Origin of the sequence: Mycobacterium sp. B14F4, from assembly GCF_039871645.1 — a bacterium.
Taxonomy (GTDB): Bacteria; Actinomycetota; Actinomycetes; order Mycobacteriales; family Mycobacteriaceae; genus Mycobacterium.
In genome coordinates this window covers 150,785-167,195 of the sequence record NZ_JBDPMF010000001.1, presented here as the reverse complement: position 1 = coordinate 167,195, position 16,411 = coordinate 150,785, and the positions used below count along the sequence as shown (strand labels likewise).

Sequence of the window (16,411 nt, the reverse complement as noted above, 5' to 3'; positions counted from 1 at the left end):
ACATGATTGGCGTTATCCGATTGCCGAGCCGACGAGATGACCGATGGCGAACGTGATCGCCATGGCAAGCGCCCCGCCTACGGCCACGCGCAGGATCGGCCGTAGGGGTTTTGCGCCGCCAAGCCGGGCGGCGACCCATCCGGTGATCGCCAGAGCAAGCAGCACCGTGGCGACCGTGACCGGAACCCGGGCGTGCGGTGGCGGTAGAAGAATCGCAATGAGCGGCAGGAGTGCGCCGATGGTGAACGACACCGCGGAGGAGATCGCCGCCAACCAGGGATTCGTCAAGTTCTCGGGATCAATTCGCAACTCGAGCTCCGCATGCGCGGCTAGCGGATCGAAAGCGGTCAGCTCGGTAGCGGCCTGGCGCGCAGTCTGCGGGGACAGACCTCTTGCCTCGTACAGGGCTGTCAATTCGTCCATTTCGGCGTCGGGCTGCAGTTTCAGTTCCTGGCCCTCTTTGTGAAGCATTGCCCGCTCGGTGTCGCGTTGGGTGCTGACGGACACGTACTCGCCAACGGCCATCGAGAGTGCGCCGGCCGCCAGGCCCGCGATGCCGGCAGTAAGCACCGGCCCTCGGTCGCCGGAGGCTGCGGCAACGCCGACAACAATGCCCGCAGTCGACACGATCCCATCGTTGGCGCCCAAGACGGCGGCGCGTAGCCAGTTGAGTTTGTTGGTGACCGACCCGTGGTGTGGCTTCGCCGTAGTTGGCTTGGGGACGCCGCCCACTCGGTCCGCTGTCATGAGTTGAGGCTATTCGGCCGCTGACGCATACGCAGGTTTACGGCAAAGCAAGCTCGTCGCTCGACAACGGGGTCTAACCTGCGACTAACCAGCCCAAGGATGACATGTCGCGAATATTCCTCAGCCATTCGAATCTCGACGCGCGGGAGGCGTTGGCGCTGAAGCGCTGGCTGGTGGATCAGGAACCGCCGCTGGCGACTGACATATTCCTCGACATCGATCCGGAGGTGGGGCTGCGACCGGGCGAGCGATGGAAGGACAGACTGCAGCAGGCGAGTGCGAAATGCGAAGCCGTGGTCTGCCTGCTGTCAAGCAACTGGGAAGCGTCCCATGAGTGCAGGACCGAATACCGCGTCGCAGAGAACTTGAACAAACAAATTCTGTGTGCCCGCCTCGAGCCGTCGGCCGGCGATGACTTGACGTCGGAGTGGCAGAGGTGCGACCTCTTCGGCGAGAGCGATATGACCTCGATCGATGTGAGCGGTGGACCACCGGTCATGTTCGCCACCACGGGCTTGTACCGGTTACGAGACGCCATCCGCGGGACCGGCATCAGTGCGCATTCATTCGTATGGCCGCCGCCGGACGACGTTGATCGGGCTCCGTATCGCGGCTGGGAACCGTTCGAACAGGTCGATGCCGCGGTGTTCTTCGGCCGGGATGCGCCGATCGTGCACGGGCTCGACGACCTCCGCGGCATGAGACTGGCCGAGACGAAGTCGATGTTCGTAGTGTTGGGTCCGTCCGGCACAGGCAAGTCGTCGTTTCTACGCGCTGGTTTACTGCCGCGGTTGGCCCGCGAAGATCGCCGGTTCACGCTGTTGGGCGTCGTGCGGCCCGGTCGCAACGCGCTGACGGGCGATACCGGTCTGGCAGCTGCCATTTGGCATGCCCGAGACAGGATCGCCTTAAAGGCACCAAGCCTCGGCGAGATCAAGTCCGCGTGCACGGACGATATCGAGCGACTTCGTGAGTTGCTGATCGAAGTGCAACAAGCAGCGGCGGATCGCTTACCGGACCCGGTTCGCGTCGACGCTGCACCGACCCCTCCGACGCTGATACTGCCGTTGGACCAAGCCGAGGAGTTGTTCTCCGCCGACGCCGGAGTTCAAGGCGCGGAGCTGATATCGCTGATTCGGCAGCTGACGGTACGAACCGATCTGCAACCGCTGAGCCTGATCGTGGTCGCCACCATCCGGACCGACCGATATGAGGTCATGCAGACGCATCCCGAGCTGGCCGGCGTGGAATCAAGAGTTTTCGACGATCTGAAGCCGATGCCGCCGACCCAGTTCAAGGAGGTGATCACCGGCCCGGCGGCCCGGGCCAGCGAAGGGGGGCGCCGCCTCGCCGTATCGCCTGACCTGGTGGAGAGACTCCTCGTCGACGCCGCCGAGGGCGCCGACACACTGCCGATGTTGTCTTTGACGCTGGCGCGCCTGTATGCCGATTACGGCTCGACGGGTGAGTTGACAGTCGAGCAGTACGAGGCGATGGGCGGGATGCGCCGTGTCGTCGAGACGGAGATCAATGAGGTCCTCAGCGCCGATCCCGGCCAACGGCGCCACCAACTCGACTGTCTGCGAGCGGCTTTCATCCCCTGGCTCGCCACGGTAAACCCCAATAATGACCAGCCGATGCGTCGGATGGCCCGCTATGACGACTTACCCGAGGAAGGCAGACCGCTGATCGACGCACTGGTCGCCAAACGGCTTCTACTGAAGGACCAGCGCGACGGTCACGTCGTGGTCGAGGTCGCCCTCGAAAGCCTGCTGCGCCAATGGGATGACCTGGCGGATTGGCTACGCGAGCAGCGCCAGGAACTCCAGGTCGCCGATGACGTCGAGCGAGCCGACACGGCGTGGCGGAGCAACGGGAAAGACCCGGCGTGGTTACTCGCCGGCTCCCGTCTTGCTGATGCCGAAAAAGTTGTCGGATCTTCCACTTTCACGCAGCGGATGAATCCAGTTCGCGAATACCTCGATGCTTCACGACAAAGCGAGAACGAGCGGGTCGCCGCTGAGGAAGAACGCGTGCACTCCGAATTACGCAATGCGCAAGAACGGCAAGCCCAGGCTGAAGCGCACTCACTCGACCTGCGCAGGCGATCCCGGATTTTGCGGGTCGTTCTCGCAGTGACGGCGGTAGTGGCGTTGGTTGCGGCTGCCGGACTCGTCTACGCCATGAGCGCACGCGATCAGGCGCAAGAACGGTTCCGCCAGGCGACGAGCGTGCGACTGGTCTCCGAGGCGAACGCAATATTGGACAGCAGCAGGCCGGGCACGGACGCCAAGGCGTTGCAGCAACTACTCGCTGCTAACGCCCTCTCTCCCAACACACTTGAGGAGGAGCTGTATTCAGTGGCGGTAAGGACTTTCAACACCCTCAAGATCATCGAGACCTCGCGGGACATCGTCGGAGGTGCCTTCAGCCCTGCAGCCGTCTTCAGCCGCCAAGGTGACCGCTTCGTCACCGGAGGCAACGAGGGAAGGTTGCACTTGTGGGACACCGAGACCGGCCGACAGGTGGGCCAGGACTTGATCGGACATGCCGCCTGGGTCAACGACGCGGCGTTCAGTCCCGATGGGCACCGGATCGCATCCGCAAGTGACGACGGCACCGTACGGCTGTGGAGCGCGGATACCGGACAACCGATCGGGCCACCGCTGCTAGGCCATCAAGACGAGGTGTGGGCCGTGTCGTTCAGCCCAGACGGACTCATGGTTGCCTCCGGCAGCGTCGACACATCTGTGCGGCTGTGGAACGCGAAAACGGGCCAGCCCATCGGCGCCCCGATGAAACATCCCGCCCGAGTCCACACCGTCGAATTCAGCCCCGACGGGCGGCGCCTGGCCACTGGCAGCTCCGATGCGACCGTGCGCTTGTGGGACATCAAAACCGGTCAGCAACTCGGGCCTCCCCGCAAGGTCGACGAGGACGAAGGCGAAGACGTGATCGACGTGGCGTTCAGCCCCGACGGCCGCTTGTTCGCCTCGTCGACCAGCGACGGGGATGTGCAGTTTTGGGACGCTGGGACTGGCGAGCCCACCGGCGCTCCCCTCACCGGTCATGGGACCCAGGTGCTCAGCCTGGCGTTCAGTCCCGACGGCCACAGGCTTGCTGACGGAGGTGCCGACGGTGCGGTTCGGCTGTGGAATGTCGACACCAGGCAACCGCTCGGTGCCCCCATGCTGGGTCACAAAACTGCGGTGTGGACTTTGTCGTTCAACCCAGACGGAACTCGCCTACTGTCTGGGTCGCAGGACGGGGTGATCCGATTGTGGGATGTCGGCATACGTCGTCCGCTTATCGCCCATATCGGCGGGGTGTCCAGCGTGGCGGTGAGCCCTGACGGACGTCGCATCGCTTCGGCTGGGGATGGCGGTACCGCACGCCTGTGGAACGCAGACACCGGCCAACCGATCGGTAAGGCGCTTGTGGGCAGCGGGGAGCCGCTGTCCAGCATCGCCTTCAGCCCGGACGGACGGCGTCTGGTTACCGCCGGCGCCGATGGCGCCGTCTGGATGTGGGACGCAGACACCGGCACGCCCACCGGCGCACCGATCAGTCTCGGGCAGGGAAAACTAACCAGTGTGGCGTTCAGCCCCGATGGACGCCGCCTGGTCATCGGCGGCGGCGGCACTGTCCGGTTGTGGGATGTCCAACGGGCGGGCCCCATCGGTGCACCGCTAATCCATGGCGAACTCGTCCACGCCGTGGCGTTCAGTCCCGACGGGAACCGCATCGCATCCGGCGGGATGGAGGAGGGCAACAACGGCTCAGTGAAGCTATGGGACGCCAACACTGGTCAGTTGATGGAGGAGACCACGATTGGCGACGCGGAGGCCATTGTCTGGGCAGTGACCTTCAGCCCCGACGGGCGGCGCATCGCGGCGGCAGGTGCCGACGGCGTCGTTCAGTTGTTGAATGCGGCCTCGCTCGAGAACACCGGCCAGCTACTGAAGGGCCACGAGGACACGGTCGCCGGCCTAGCGTTCAGCCCGGATGGCCGCACACTGGCTTCCGCGAGTCGCGACGAAACCATCCGGTTGTGGAACGTCGAATCCGGCCAGCAATCCGGCGACGCGTTGACCGCGCACACCGATGACGTTGACAGTATTGCGTACACGCCCGACGGCCAGCGCCTCGTTTCGGGCAGCGCGGACCGAACGGTCCGGGTTTGGCCGGCTCTTGCCGATCCAAAAGAATTGTGCGACAAGATTACTCAGAACATGAGCCACAAGCAGTGGAACGAGTGGGTGGCTCACGACATCGACTACATCAAGGTCTGCCCCGATCTGCCACTTGCTTCCGACTAGCGAGCTGTCGATCGACGAGACCACCCATACCCAATCGGCAGCAATTCCCCTAGCGATCGTCGCCGATGAGCGTCGGCTGTCCGACATGGCGCGCGCTCGCGGCGGACCGCACGGCCTTGAGATCCACCAGAGCGAGCGCGTCCGGGATCTGACGCACGGCGTCGCGATCCAGGTCGGCGATGTCGTCCGGCAGCTCATCGAACGGAATCAGATACGGCGAAGTCTTCCGCTCGATGTCTTTCGACCCGAGCCGCCAGCCGGACTCCAGACGTTCGGTCACCCATCGTTTGTGCTCGGCGATCGCCAGCATTTCGAATTCCTCGTCGGTGAACTCGAACGCTGGTGCGCGTATGTCATGCAGCGGAGCAATCGTGCACCCGATGCTGCGAAGCTTGACCGGCATGTCACGGGCTTGAGCTCGATTGGATTCCCTGCGCGACTCGTCCAGGTCGGACCACGGCGGTGCGTCATTGCCGACGGCGAGTTGCCCTGCCCGCCAACGGTCGTGGATGGCTACCGCGATCCTCTCGAACGACCCGCCCGCAACGAATTCGGCTGTGCACGTGCGTTCGAGCGCGGGGAACACGCTGACGTTCGTCAGTTCGCCGCTGGCGGTCGCGTCGGTGATGAGTCTGGCCACTCCATCCGTGCGTGACAATACGACGACGAACGGCACCGTCGGATCAAGGTCGTGGCGCAATCTGAGCATGCCCTCGATCGCGTCTTCGTCGCGATATGCGCTCACGTAGGCGCGCGTCACAGGGGGCGCTCCCGCCTCGGCATGCATCGCGTCGAGTCGATCCAGATCACGCACCGACATCGACGATTCGATGAATCGGCACACCGATTCGAGGGCCGGGTATCGGTCGAGGAGCCCGCGAACGCGATCCTGGGCCTGGTCGTCGACAACCGTGACCCATAGCGGCGTTTCGTCAGTTCGGTCGGTGAACCAGCCCCACGCCGCGTGTTTCACCAACCAGATTCCCGTCGCATCAAGGCGACTGACGAGAATGTGTGGCCGGCCGTTCTCCCCGGCCGTGATCGGGAAATCGTCGAGGCACAGCCGTGCGCTGATCTCGTCGATGTTGAAGAAGTCCAGCGACGATTGGGCACCGTCCGTGGAGTTCGCCTCCTGGACCCGCAACAACCGGCACAGCTCCGGGTTCTCGATTCGAGCCAGACAACGCAGCTGACCGCGTCGGCGACCGGTCACGAATCGCCGTGCCACGGCGACGATCTCGGTGTTCACCGCATCGTCCGGGCACACCGCGAGAAGTTGGCCCGCACGCTGCAGCCCGGCCTCACGCAGCGTGGCTTCCAGCCGCGCGTCGCCCAAGATGACTGGGCTGCGCCAACTGCGACATGCCTGTAGGAACGAATTCGCGGGGTCCAATTCAACGACGACAACCTGATAGCCGGCCTGGCGCAGACGGTCCCCGAACAAGCTGCCGACATAGCCCAGTCCGCAGATTATGACGTGGCCCCGCATCAGTGGGATGCGAAGCTGTTGAAACCGATCGTGAAACAGCAAAATCAGCCCGCTCAATGCAGCGTATCCGGACACCAGCGGCGCGAGGATTCGAGCGATCTCGAGAGTCACCGGTAACCCGGTCGTGCCGGGTGACCCCATCAAGAACAGCTTGAGGGTGTTGTAAGCGATGTCGGTCGCCTGAGGGGGATGCTTAACCGCTCCCTCGACGTACAGCTCGTACAGGTACTCGGTGTATCCCACCCAGCCAAGCGCAAAGGCGACCATGGCGGCGACACCGAGCAGCGCCCACCGGAACTCAACGACGATGGGTGCAAGAGACCGCGGAGAGATCATCGGGACCCTTGTACGTAGGTCAAGTCTTCCTCCACAAGCCACCTAGGAGAACCGCTATCGGCCGAGCGTAACCCGGTCACATGATGCTGCGAGGGGGAAGCGGCATGTGCCCGCCAAGGCGTGCACAAATGACATCGGCGGCTCGTACCGGGATGGCGTCCGCCTGCGCCACATCACTGCATGCGTATGCCGCCCCGGTTCAGTTCTTGGACTGCCACCTGAGTTCGTCGGACTCGTGGGTGATTGTCCCGTCCCCTTCCGAGCGACGCTGTGGTGCGAGCGAAGCCGACCATATGTGGTTGCAAGAGAAAGCGACATGGGGTCCCAGACTCAATCAGAAAGCGGCGGAGCGGACACCACTCATACCTCTCATACCTCTCATACCTCTCATACCTCGGTAGCCACCCTTCTCACCTTCATTCGGCGAATGAGAATGTCTGGTCGATGTAACATTCGACACGATCGCAACCAAGGGTCAGTCGGTTGGGACGGCCGTCGGCAAGCGGAGAAGCGAATGAAGGATGTTTTGATCGGCGTCGCTGTCTTCGCGATGATCTTCGGCGGCGCGTTGTTCGGAATGTTCCTCGCGAAGATCCTTCCTGATCAGCATCTGAGCACTGAATCCCGCGATGCCATCAGGATCGTAATGGCCATGCTGGCAACGTTATCGGCAGTGGTGCTCGGCCTCCTCACTGGTTCCTCGATCAGCTCGCTCGGCGAGAGGGAAGGTGAACTACGCAGCGCGGGCGTGCAATTCATCATGCTCGACCGGACCTTGGCCGAGTATGGGCCGGAGACCGGTCGAACCCGGGCTCTTCTCAAGCAATTGCTTGCAGAGAGGATCAATCAGATTTGGCCGGAGGAAGACGGCGCGGTGTCACTGACGGCGCTGAGTAGCGGGGCCGGAATAGTCTTGGTTCAGCGGGATCTCTTCGCGCTGTCGCCGCAGACGGAACAACAGCGGTGGCTCCGGTCCAAAGCGCTCGAAATCACCGACACCATTGCGGAGTCGCGATGGACGACCATCGAACAGATCGGCAGCAGGTTCCCGTGGGCATTCTTCATTGTTGTCGTGGGCTGGCTAGCAGTTATTTTCGCCAGTTTCGGCCTCTACGCGCCGCGCAACGCCAGCGTGATAGCAGCGTTGCTGATCGCCGCCCTTACACTTGCAGGCCCGATCTTCATGATGCTCGAAATGGATCAGCCTTACGGCGGGATGGTCAAGATCCCCAGCACTTCGCTTCGCGTCGCCTTGGATCAACTGGGTCGATCGTAAATAAAGTCTGAGCCACATGCGGGCGTGGAGTTGACGATTCCTGCACGCCTCCTGCGGCGGTCAAGGGGCGGTTGATCGGCGAAAGGCAAAGCACGTCAACGTGATACGTGACCGCGTGACCGCACGGCCCCGAGAGACTGCGCTGCCGAACCCCGCGTGTGCTCATCGCGGTGACTGGATTGCAGCCGCCAGCGTCACGTTTCTCGAATGACTTATACCGGCGCGAACTCAATGGGATACTACCTATGGCGGCTGCGCGATAACGTCTCGGCCATCTGGAGGAATCATGAATATCGCTCGACTCCTTGGCGCAATGGCCATCTGTGCTCCGCTAGCCATCGGGATAGCGAGTCCCGGCTGGGCCGGCGGTCCGCCTAACTCCACTTCGCCCCCTGTTCCCACCCCAGCCGCTCCCGTCGGGGAGTTGAGCGGCACCTACACCTTTACCGTCGAATCCGGAAACACGACTACGTGGACGGTCACACCGTGTGGCCCAGGCTGCGCCGATGTCGCAGCTACGAATTCTTCGGCCGGTAACGCGCCCTACAACGGGCAGGCGCAGTTGGCTGGCGATCGCTGGAACATGACGGCTGCGCGGCCCGACGCCCTTGTGTGCGAGGACAGCAGTCACGCTGCGGGAACGACCATCTATTCGTGGGGCGCGGTCACACTCGCCGGCACGGCGTTCAGTCAAGGGAGCCCCGGCATGTGTGGCAGCACCGAGCCCGGCGGAACCCGCGGTCCTGCTACCGAGTTCACTTTGACGAAGGTCGGCTAAGCGAATCATCGTGCAGACGCCCTGTCCCCCAGGAGCCGGTGAGGGCTCGGCAGCGCCAGCGACAACAACACCGCCACCGTTATTGGTGATGGCCTCCCCTCCGCGATTGCGGAGGGAGATTCGCAAACCGCGACCCAGCCCCCACTCTGAATCGACGAGGGAGGCCAGGGGTGCAGCCGGGCGAGTCAGTGCGGGTGTCTGCAAGTGCCAGAGCGGACAACGAGCTCGACCGTCGCGGCCGGCCCCGCGCTCCTGAGAAACACGTTGCGGTCATGCCTTCGCCTCGTGTGTGGGCCGGCGTCCTGGCCAGCCGAGACAGACCTTGATCAACGGAGAAGGGCCGCATCTCTGCGGCCCTTCTCTGGTGGAGCTGCCGGGAATCGAACCCGGGTCCTACGGCATTCCCTCAAGGCTTCTCCGTGCGCAGTCCGCTATGCCTCTACTCGGATCTCCTGATCACGCGGACGAGTCAGGATGACGATCCCAGTCGCTGTTTGATGTCCCCACGGGCTCCGCGACCGAACCCGTGGGTGGGTCCCTCTAGCTGATGCCAGACACCGGGTCGAGGGCGTTCCCGGGCTGACAGACTAGCTGTCGCTTAGGCAGCGAGAGCGTAGTCGCGCTGATTGGAATCGGCGCTTAATTGGTTGCAACGACGCTTACGGTGGTCTCTTGCCTGCACCGGCACGCTTCCCTTGATTCGATGCGCGAAGTCGAAACCGTTCAGCCCCTCGCATCCCCGCCGACCTTCGGCAGGACAGTCCATTCTACCGGGTTGAACAACACATGCCAGCCGCTGACTATTCCGGCTAGATCGCGTAGTTGAGGTGCTCGACGACGCGCCTGCCAACCGCCTGGTCACCGCCGTAGACGACACCGTCCGCGTGCTGAGCCAGGGGCGTCCGGCCCCCCGCCAGCCGGGTGAACAGCAGCCCGTCGAGGGTGATCGTGGCCGTGGGCTGCTGGCCGTCGAAATCGTCGACGACCTTTGCCCGGCCGTCTACGACGACGTTGATCGTCCGGGCCAGCGGTCCGGTCAACTCAATCGTGACCCGGGACCCATCGGGCGCCTTACCGAGTTTGCCGACCACGAAGCCCACGCTCGTCGCCATCTCGTCGAGGGCTAGATCCGCGGCCGGCCCCGTCGGATCGGTGGCGGGCTTGCCGACGGCGTCGCGGATGTCGTGTTCGTGCATCCAGCAGTCGAAGATGCGGACCCGCATGAACCGGCCGTAGGTGTCGGGCCCGGCCGGCGTCGCGGTGATCTCGTTCCACACGTCTTCCGGCATCGCGGCCAGGGCCTCTCGTCGCTCGGCGGTGACGGTGCGGTACTTCTCGAGCAGTTCGTCCGCGGGCAGCGTCCGCAGCCTGCGCACCCAGCGCTCGTTCATCGCGCCGATGTCGTTGCGAACGTGTTGGAGCGTCGAGATGTCGACGTCGGCCTCCGGCGTGTCAGGGATATCGGAGCCCTGCAGCATCGACTCGGTCCCGACGACGTGCGCGACGACGTCACGTACCGACCAGCCGGGCAGCGACGTCGGCGCCTGCCATTGGCTTTCGTCGAGTCCGCTGACCAGGTCGTCGATGTCCTGCCACACCGCCGACAACCCCGCCACGACGGCGGCTTTGTCGAGGACGGTCACCGGACGCGAGGGGCCGCTCACCGGGCGACGGTAACGCCCGCCGCCCGCGAGCGTGCGCAAATGCTGCAGTCAGACGCCGAGCGCCGGGCCGATCACCAAGTTCCAGGACTCCCGCATCTCGGAGTCGAACAGACCCCAGGTGTGCGCGCCCTCGGGCCGGACGATGAACGTCACGGGAACACCGGCCGCGTTCGCCGCATCGACGAACTGGCGGCTGCAGTCCAGCGTGATGCCCTCGACGAGCAGCCCGCCGGTGGGCGTCGGGAACCCGGCCGGCAGATTGTCGACCGCGCCGACGCGACCGGCCGAGGCGGCGACGTACACCGCGGTGCCCTTGAGCTTCGCGACGTTGAGCGCCGGGTCGTGCGCCGTCCACTCCGGGCTGCCCTGCGGACCCCACATGTTGGCGGCGTTCCCGCCGCCGCCGAGAACGGTCAACACCGTCTGCGTGTATTGCTTGCCCTGCGACGTCGCCGGGCAACCGCTGTAGGAGCCGACGGCCCGGTACAGCCCCGGTGCCTGGATGGCCAGGTCGACGGCCGCGCCGCCGCTCATCGACAGTCCACCGATCGCGTTGAGCCCGTTGCTGTTCAACTCCTTGTCCATCAACGGCGGCAGTTCCTGCGTCAGGTAGGTCTGCCACTTGTTGCGGCCCAGCGCGGGGTCGTCGGCGATCCAGTCGGTGTAGTAGCTCGACCGGCCGCCGATCGGCGACACCACGTTGACGTTTTTGTTGCCGAAGAACTCACCGATGTTCGTCAGTCCGAACCATCCCTTGTTGTCGACGCCGCCGTCGGCGCCGTTGAGCAGGTAGAAAATCGGCGCCGAGTTGCCGTCCGGCGCGCGGAACACGTCGTTGACGATGACCGTGTTCATCGACGGCGAATAGACCGAGATCTTCTGCCAGCGGTCGGTGACCTGCTCGATACCGGTGATCGACGCACCGGCGGGAACGGGCGCGGCGGGCTGCGCCTGCACCGGCGGGGCCACGCCGACGGTGGACACCAACGCGGCGGCGACCGCGACGATTGCGCTCTTCAGTTTGTTCACGCGGTGATGTTAGTCAAGATCAACTCGCGAGCGACCGGATTTGTACGCACGTTGCGGCGTGTCGGTGTACAGACAGCGGGGGCCCGGGCGGCAGTGCGCTTAGGGCATGCCCTTGGCGCGGCGGCCCAGCTCGCGGGTGATCTCGCGCTGGGCGTCGCGGCGCGCCAGGTCCTGCCGCTTGTCGCGCGCCTCCTTGCCGCGGGCCAGCGCCAACTCGACCTTGACCTTGCCGTCGGCGAAGTACAGCGACAAAGGCACCAGGGTGAGGTTGCCGTCGCGGATCCGGCCGATCAGCCCGTCGATCTCCCTGCGGTGCAACAACAGCTTGCGGTTGCGTCGCGGCGCGTGGTTGGTCCAGCTGCCGTGGTGATACTCGGGAATGTGCACGTTGCGCAGCCAGATCTCGCCGTCGTCGACCGTGGCGAACGCGTCGGCCAGCGAGGCCTGCCCGTCGCGCAGGCTCTTGACCTCGGTGCCCACCAATTGAATCCCCGCCTCGAAGGTCTCGAGGATCGAATAGTTGTGCCGCGCTTTGCGGTTGGTCGCGACGACCCTGTTGTTGGGCGACCTGGACGGGTCCGCTTTCTTGGCCACGACTACCGTCGGATGTAGAGCCGCAGCGTGACGTAAGCGGTGATCCCGGACATCGCCAGCCCCAGGAACAGCATGAACGGGGCGCTGAAGTACAAGACGTCGGCCCAGTCCACCTTGGCGATCAGGTTCGCTTGGTAGAACTGGTCGAGCGCGTTCTCCAGGAACAGCGCGCGCACCAGGATCAGGCCGACGATGGCGATCACCACGCCGATGAGCGCGGCCAGCATCGCTTCGACCAGGAACGGCAACTGCGTGTACCACCGGCTGGCGCCGACCAGGCGCATGATCCCGATCTCGGTGCGCCGGGTGTACGCGGCGACCTGAACCATGTTCGCGATCAACAACACTGCGCCGATCGCCTGCACCAGCGCCACCGCGAACGCGGCGTTGCTGATGCCGTCGAGCACGGCGAACAACCGGTCGATGAGGTCCTTCTGGTTCAGGACGTTGAGCACGCCGGGTCGGCCGACCATCGCCTCGTCGAAGTCCTTGTGCTGCTCGGGGTCGTTGAGCTTGACGACGAACGACGCCGGGAAGGCCTCGCGGCCGGCGACGTCCTTGTACTGCGGGAACTTCTTGATCGCGTCGTCGTAGGCCTCGTCGCGGTTGAGGAATCGCACCGAGCGTACGTCGTCGCGGTCCTCGATCTGTTGGCGCAGCGACTTGCACGGGTCGGCGTCGCACGACGGGTCGTTGGCGGAGACGTCGTTGGTCAGAAAGACCTGGCTCTCCACGCGGTCGAGATAGATGTCACGGGACTGGTCGGCCAGCCGCACCACCAGCAGGCCGCCGCCGAACAGGCCGATCGAGATCGCGGTCGTCAGGATCATCGCCACGGTCATGGTGACGTTGCGACGAAATCCGGTGAGGACCTCGTTGATGAGGAAGCCGAAGCGCACTAGCGGTCCATCCCGTAGATGCCACGCTGCTCGTCGCGCACGAGCCGGCCGAGGCTGAGCTCGACGACGCGCTGGCGCATCGAGTCGACGATGTGATGGTCGTGGGTGGCCATCAGCACCGTCGTCCCGGTGCGGTTGATGCGTTCGAGCAGATCCATGATGTCCTTGCTGGTTTCGGGGTCGAGGTTGCCGGTGGGCTCATCGGCCAGCAGCACCAGCGGCCGGTTGACGAAGGCCCGCGCGATCGCCACGCGCTGCTGCTCACCGCCGGAAAGTTCGGTGGGTAACCGGTTGGCCTTGCCGGACAGGCCGACCATCTCCAGCACGTCGGGCACCACGCGATTGATGGTGTCCGGGCGCTTGCCGATGACCTCGAGGGCGAAGGCGACGTTCTCGAACACCGTCTTCTGCTGCAGCAGGCGGAAGTCCTGGAACACACAGCCGATCACCTGGCGAAGGCTCGGGACGTGGCGGCCGGAGAGCTTGTTGACGTGGAACTTCGAGACGCGGATGTCGCCGGACGTCGGCGAGTCCTCGGCCAGCAGCAGCCGCATGAACGTCGACTTGCCCGATCCGGACGGGCCGATGAGAAAGACGAATTCACCCTTGTCGATCTTGAGCGACACGTTGTCGAGCGCCGGCCGGGCGGACGACTTGTACTGCTTCGTCACGTTGTCCAGGGTGATCATCACGGATCGCCAGTGTAGCGGGGCAAGGCCGCCGCCCTAGCTGGGCGGAGGCGCGATCGTCGTCGGCGTCGGCAGCGGCAGTCCGGGCGGCGGGGGCGTCTCCGGCGGGGTCAGGGTCTGCGTCGTCGGCGGCAGCGGCCCGAAACCGTCGGGGTCCACCACGGTCGTCGTCGGCGTTTCCGTCGTGGGCGAGGTGGGCGACGTGGTGGTCGGGCTGGTCGTCGTCGTGGTGGTCGTCGGCGTCGTCGTGGTCGTGTAGACCGGCTCCTTGGGCCGCCGCACGTTGGTGCGCGGCACCCACGTGTAGTTGGGGTCGGGCACGAAGCCGGGCGGGACCACCGCGGGAGCGGGCGCCTGGGGCTGGGGTTCGGGCTGGAAGCTCTGATTGACCCAGAACAGCGCGGCGAACGCGACGAGCAGGATCACCGTCGACACCCGCATCCGGCCGAACCTGGCCTTCCACCAGTTGGTCACTTCTTCTGCTCCGGCGGGCCCTGGGTCTCCTGTTCGGCGCCACCTGCCGTCGCCGGGTGGACGATGGCGCCCACCATCGGCGTGGCGGCCGTGTCGCCGTGGGTGACGATGCCGGCGCGGGCGAGCGCCGCGATCACCCGGATGCGCAGCCGGCGGCCCACCTCGAATTGCTTGCCCGGCAGCGTTCGGGCGACGATCCGGACGTTGACGGAATCGACCTCGATGCTCTCGACGCCCATCAGTGCCGGTTCGTCGAGCAGCAACTGGCGCAGGTTCACGTCCTCCATCGCGCTTGCGCAGACCTCGTGCAGCAGCGAGTTCACCTCGTTGAGGTCCGCGGTGATGGGCACCGGGATGTCGATCACCGCGCGGGCCCAGTCCTTGGACAGGTTCGTGGACTTGATGATCAACCCGTTCGGGATGGTGAAGACTTCGCCCTCGTTGGAGCGCAGCTTCGTCACCCGGAGGGTGACTTCCTCCACGGTGCCGGTGGCGTCGTCCACACCGACCATCGACAGCGTCACCAGATCACCGAAGCCGTACTGCTTCTCGGTGATGATGAAGAACCCGGCGAGCAGGTCCTGAACGATGCGTTGGGCGCCGAAACCGAGCGCCGCGCCGAGCACCGCGGCCGGTGCCACCAGCGACCCGACCGGGATCGCCAGGGTGTCGCTGACTTCGACCAGCACGATCACGAACAGCAACGCCACCGACACCCACGAGATGACCGACGCCACCGCCTGCCGGTGTTTTGCGCTCTCCGTGCGCACCAGCTGATCGCTTTCCTGGTATTCGGCGTCGATGCGGCGAACGATGCGCCGCGCGCCCCAGTTGATGAACCGGGCTGCCAGCAGTCCACCGATCAGCAGCAGCGCTATCGGCACACCGCGCTCGAGGATCCACACGCCGATGTTGCCGCGCCAGAAGTTCTGCCAGCCGTCGGCGAAGTTCAGTGCAAGTACGGTGCTATTCGTCATCTTTTCTATTGCGCCAACGAATTCCGGCCTCCAGGAATCCGTCGATGTCTCCGTCGAGGACTGCCGCTGGGTTGCCGACTTCGTATTCGGTGCGCAGATCCTTCACCATCTGGTAGGGGTGCAGCACGTAGGAGCGCATCTGATTGCCCCACGAGCTGCCGCCGTCGCCCTTCAAGGCGTCCAGCTCAGCGCGCTCTTCTAAACGCTTGCGTTCCAATAACTTTGCCTGAAGCACCCGCATCGCCGAAACCTTGTTCTGCAGCTGCGACTTCTCGTTCTGGCAGGTGACCACGATACCGGTTGGGATGTGGGTGAGTCGAACCGCCGAGTCGGTGGTGTTGACCGACTGACCGCCGGGACCGCTGGATCGGTACACGTCGACGCGCACATCGCTTTCCGGGATGTCGATGTGGTCGGTGGTCTCGGTCACCGGCAGCACCTCGACCTCGGCGAACGACGTCTGGCGGCGGCCCTGGTTGTCGAACGGGCTGATGCGCACCAGCCGGTGCGTGCCCTGCTCGACCGAGAGGGTGCCGTAGGCGAACGGTGCGTGCACCGCGAAAGTGGCGCTCTTGATCCCGGCCTCTTCGGCGTAGGAGGTGTCGAACACCTCGACGGCGTACTTGTGCTGTTCGGCCCAGCGGATGTACATCCGCATCAGCATCTCGGCCCAGTCGGCGGCGTCCACCCCGCCGGCACCGGACCGGATGGTGACCAGCGCCTCCCGCTCGTCGTACTCGCCGGACAGCAGCGTGCGGACCTCCATCGCCTCGATGTCCTCGCGCAACTGCTTGAGCTCGGCGTCGGCCTCGGCGAGCGCTTCGGCACCGCTGGCGCCGGCTTCCTCGGCGGCCATCTCGTAGAGCACCGGCAGGTCATCGAGGCGCTGCCGCAGCTCCTCCACGCGGCGCAGCTCGCCCTGGGCGTGCGACAGCTCGCTGGTGACCTTCTGGGCGCGGGCCTGGTCGTCCCACAGGTTGGGGTCGGACGCCTCATGCTCGAGCTTCTCGATCCGCCCGCGCAGCCCCTCGACGTCGAGCACCCGCTCCACCGTGGTCAGGGTGGAGTCGAGGGCGGCGAGGTCGGCTTGACGGTCGGCTTCCACGGGAAATCAGGGTACCCGTGACGACATGGGCGCCG

The 16,411-nt window shown here is 64.9% G+C and carries 12 protein-coding genes and 1 other RNA gene; 2 read left to right on the top strand and 11 right to left on the bottom strand.

Translation table 11 applies throughout. The annotated features are described in order from the left end of the window. Positions 1 to 12: 12 nt before the first annotated feature. On the bottom strand, positions 13 to 747 hold the full coding sequence (locus tag ABGB19_RS00795) for a VIT family protein (RefSeq protein ID WP_347683003.1): 735 nt from the start codon (positions 745 to 747) through the stop codon (positions 13 to 15). A 104-nt stretch (positions 748 to 851) separates the two neighbouring features. Between ABGB19_RS00795 and ABGB19_RS00790 the strand changes: the two genes are divergently transcribed. Then, positions 852 to 5,066 carry a TIR domain-containing protein gene (locus ABGB19_RS00790; RefSeq protein ID WP_347683001.1) on the top strand — a complete coding sequence of 1,405 codons (4,215 nt, stop codon included), beginning with the start codon at positions 852 to 854 and terminating at the stop codon, positions 5,064 to 5,066. A 49-nt stretch (positions 5,067 to 5,115) separates the two neighbouring features. Here the strand turns inward: ABGB19_RS00790 and ABGB19_RS00785 are convergent, their stop codons facing one another. Next, on the bottom strand, positions 5,116 to 6,891 hold the full coding sequence (locus ABGB19_RS00785) for an NAD-binding protein (RefSeq protein WP_347682999.1): 1,776 nt from the start codon (positions 6,889 to 6,891) through the stop codon (positions 5,116 to 5,118). Positions 6,892 to 7,405: 514 nt separating this feature from the next. Between ABGB19_RS00785 and ABGB19_RS00780 the strand changes: the two genes are divergently transcribed. Continuing rightward, positions 7,406 to 8,167, top strand: a complete 762-nt coding sequence (locus tag ABGB19_RS00780; RefSeq protein WP_347682997.1) for a hypothetical protein — start codon at positions 7,406 to 7,408, stop codon at positions 8,165 to 8,167. A gap of 1,140 nt (positions 8,168 to 9,307) precedes the next feature. On the opposite strand, the gene ssrA is transcribed toward ABGB19_RS00780, so the two are convergent. From ssrA to prfB, 9 genes are all read right to left on the bottom strand, one after another. Continuing rightward, positions 9,308 to 9,676, bottom strand: a transfer-messenger RNA (tmRNA) gene (gene ssrA / locus ABGB19_RS00775). 78 nt (positions 9,677 to 9,754) lie between these two features. After that, a complete protein-coding gene (locus ABGB19_RS00770) occupies positions 9,755 to 10,609 on the bottom strand; it encodes a maleylpyruvate isomerase family mycothiol-dependent enzyme (RefSeq protein ID WP_347682995.1) in 855 nt (284 codons plus the stop codon). A 48-nt stretch (positions 10,610 to 10,657) separates the two neighbouring features. Next, a complete protein-coding gene (locus tag ABGB19_RS00765) occupies positions 10,658 to 11,638 on the bottom strand; it encodes an alpha/beta hydrolase family protein (protein ID WP_347682993.1) in 981 nt (326 codons plus the stop codon). Between the two features lie 99 nt (positions 11,639 to 11,737). After that, entirely contained in the window at positions 11,738 to 12,232 is a 495-nt protein-coding gene (gene smpB / locus ABGB19_RS00760) for an SsrA-binding protein SmpB (RefSeq protein WP_347682991.1), read from the bottom strand. Between the two features lie 2 nt (positions 12,233 to 12,234). Further along, complete coding sequence (gene ftsX, locus ABGB19_RS00755; RefSeq protein ID WP_347682989.1) at positions 12,235 to 13,131, bottom strand: permease-like cell division protein FtsX; 897 nt, start codon at positions 13,129 to 13,131, stop codon at positions 12,235 to 12,237. Continuing rightward, positions 13,131 to 13,820, bottom strand: a complete 690-nt coding sequence (gene ftsE, locus ABGB19_RS00750) for a cell division ATP-binding protein FtsE (protein ID WP_347684644.1) — start codon at positions 13,818 to 13,820, stop codon at positions 13,131 to 13,133. Before ftsE ends, ftsX begins: the two co-directional genes overlap by 1 nt. 36 nt (positions 13,821 to 13,856) lie before the next feature. Beyond that, a complete protein-coding gene (locus ABGB19_RS00745; RefSeq protein WP_347682987.1) occupies positions 13,857 to 14,294 on the bottom strand; it encodes a hypothetical protein in 438 nt (145 codons plus the stop codon). Beyond that, entirely contained in the window at positions 14,291 to 15,271 is a 981-nt protein-coding gene (locus tag ABGB19_RS00740) for a mechanosensitive ion channel family protein (RefSeq protein WP_347682985.1), read from the bottom strand. Before ABGB19_RS00740 ends, ABGB19_RS00745 begins: the two co-directional genes overlap by 4 nt. After that, positions 15,261 to 16,376 carry a peptide chain release factor 2 gene (gene prfB, locus ABGB19_RS00735; protein WP_347682983.1) on the bottom strand — a complete coding sequence of 372 codons (1,116 nt, stop codon included), beginning with the start codon at positions 16,374 to 16,376 and terminating at the stop codon, positions 15,261 to 15,263. The genes ABGB19_RS00740 and prfB overlap by 11 nt, the downstream gene beginning before the upstream one ends. Between the last annotated feature and the right edge of the window lie 35 nt (positions 16,377 to 16,411).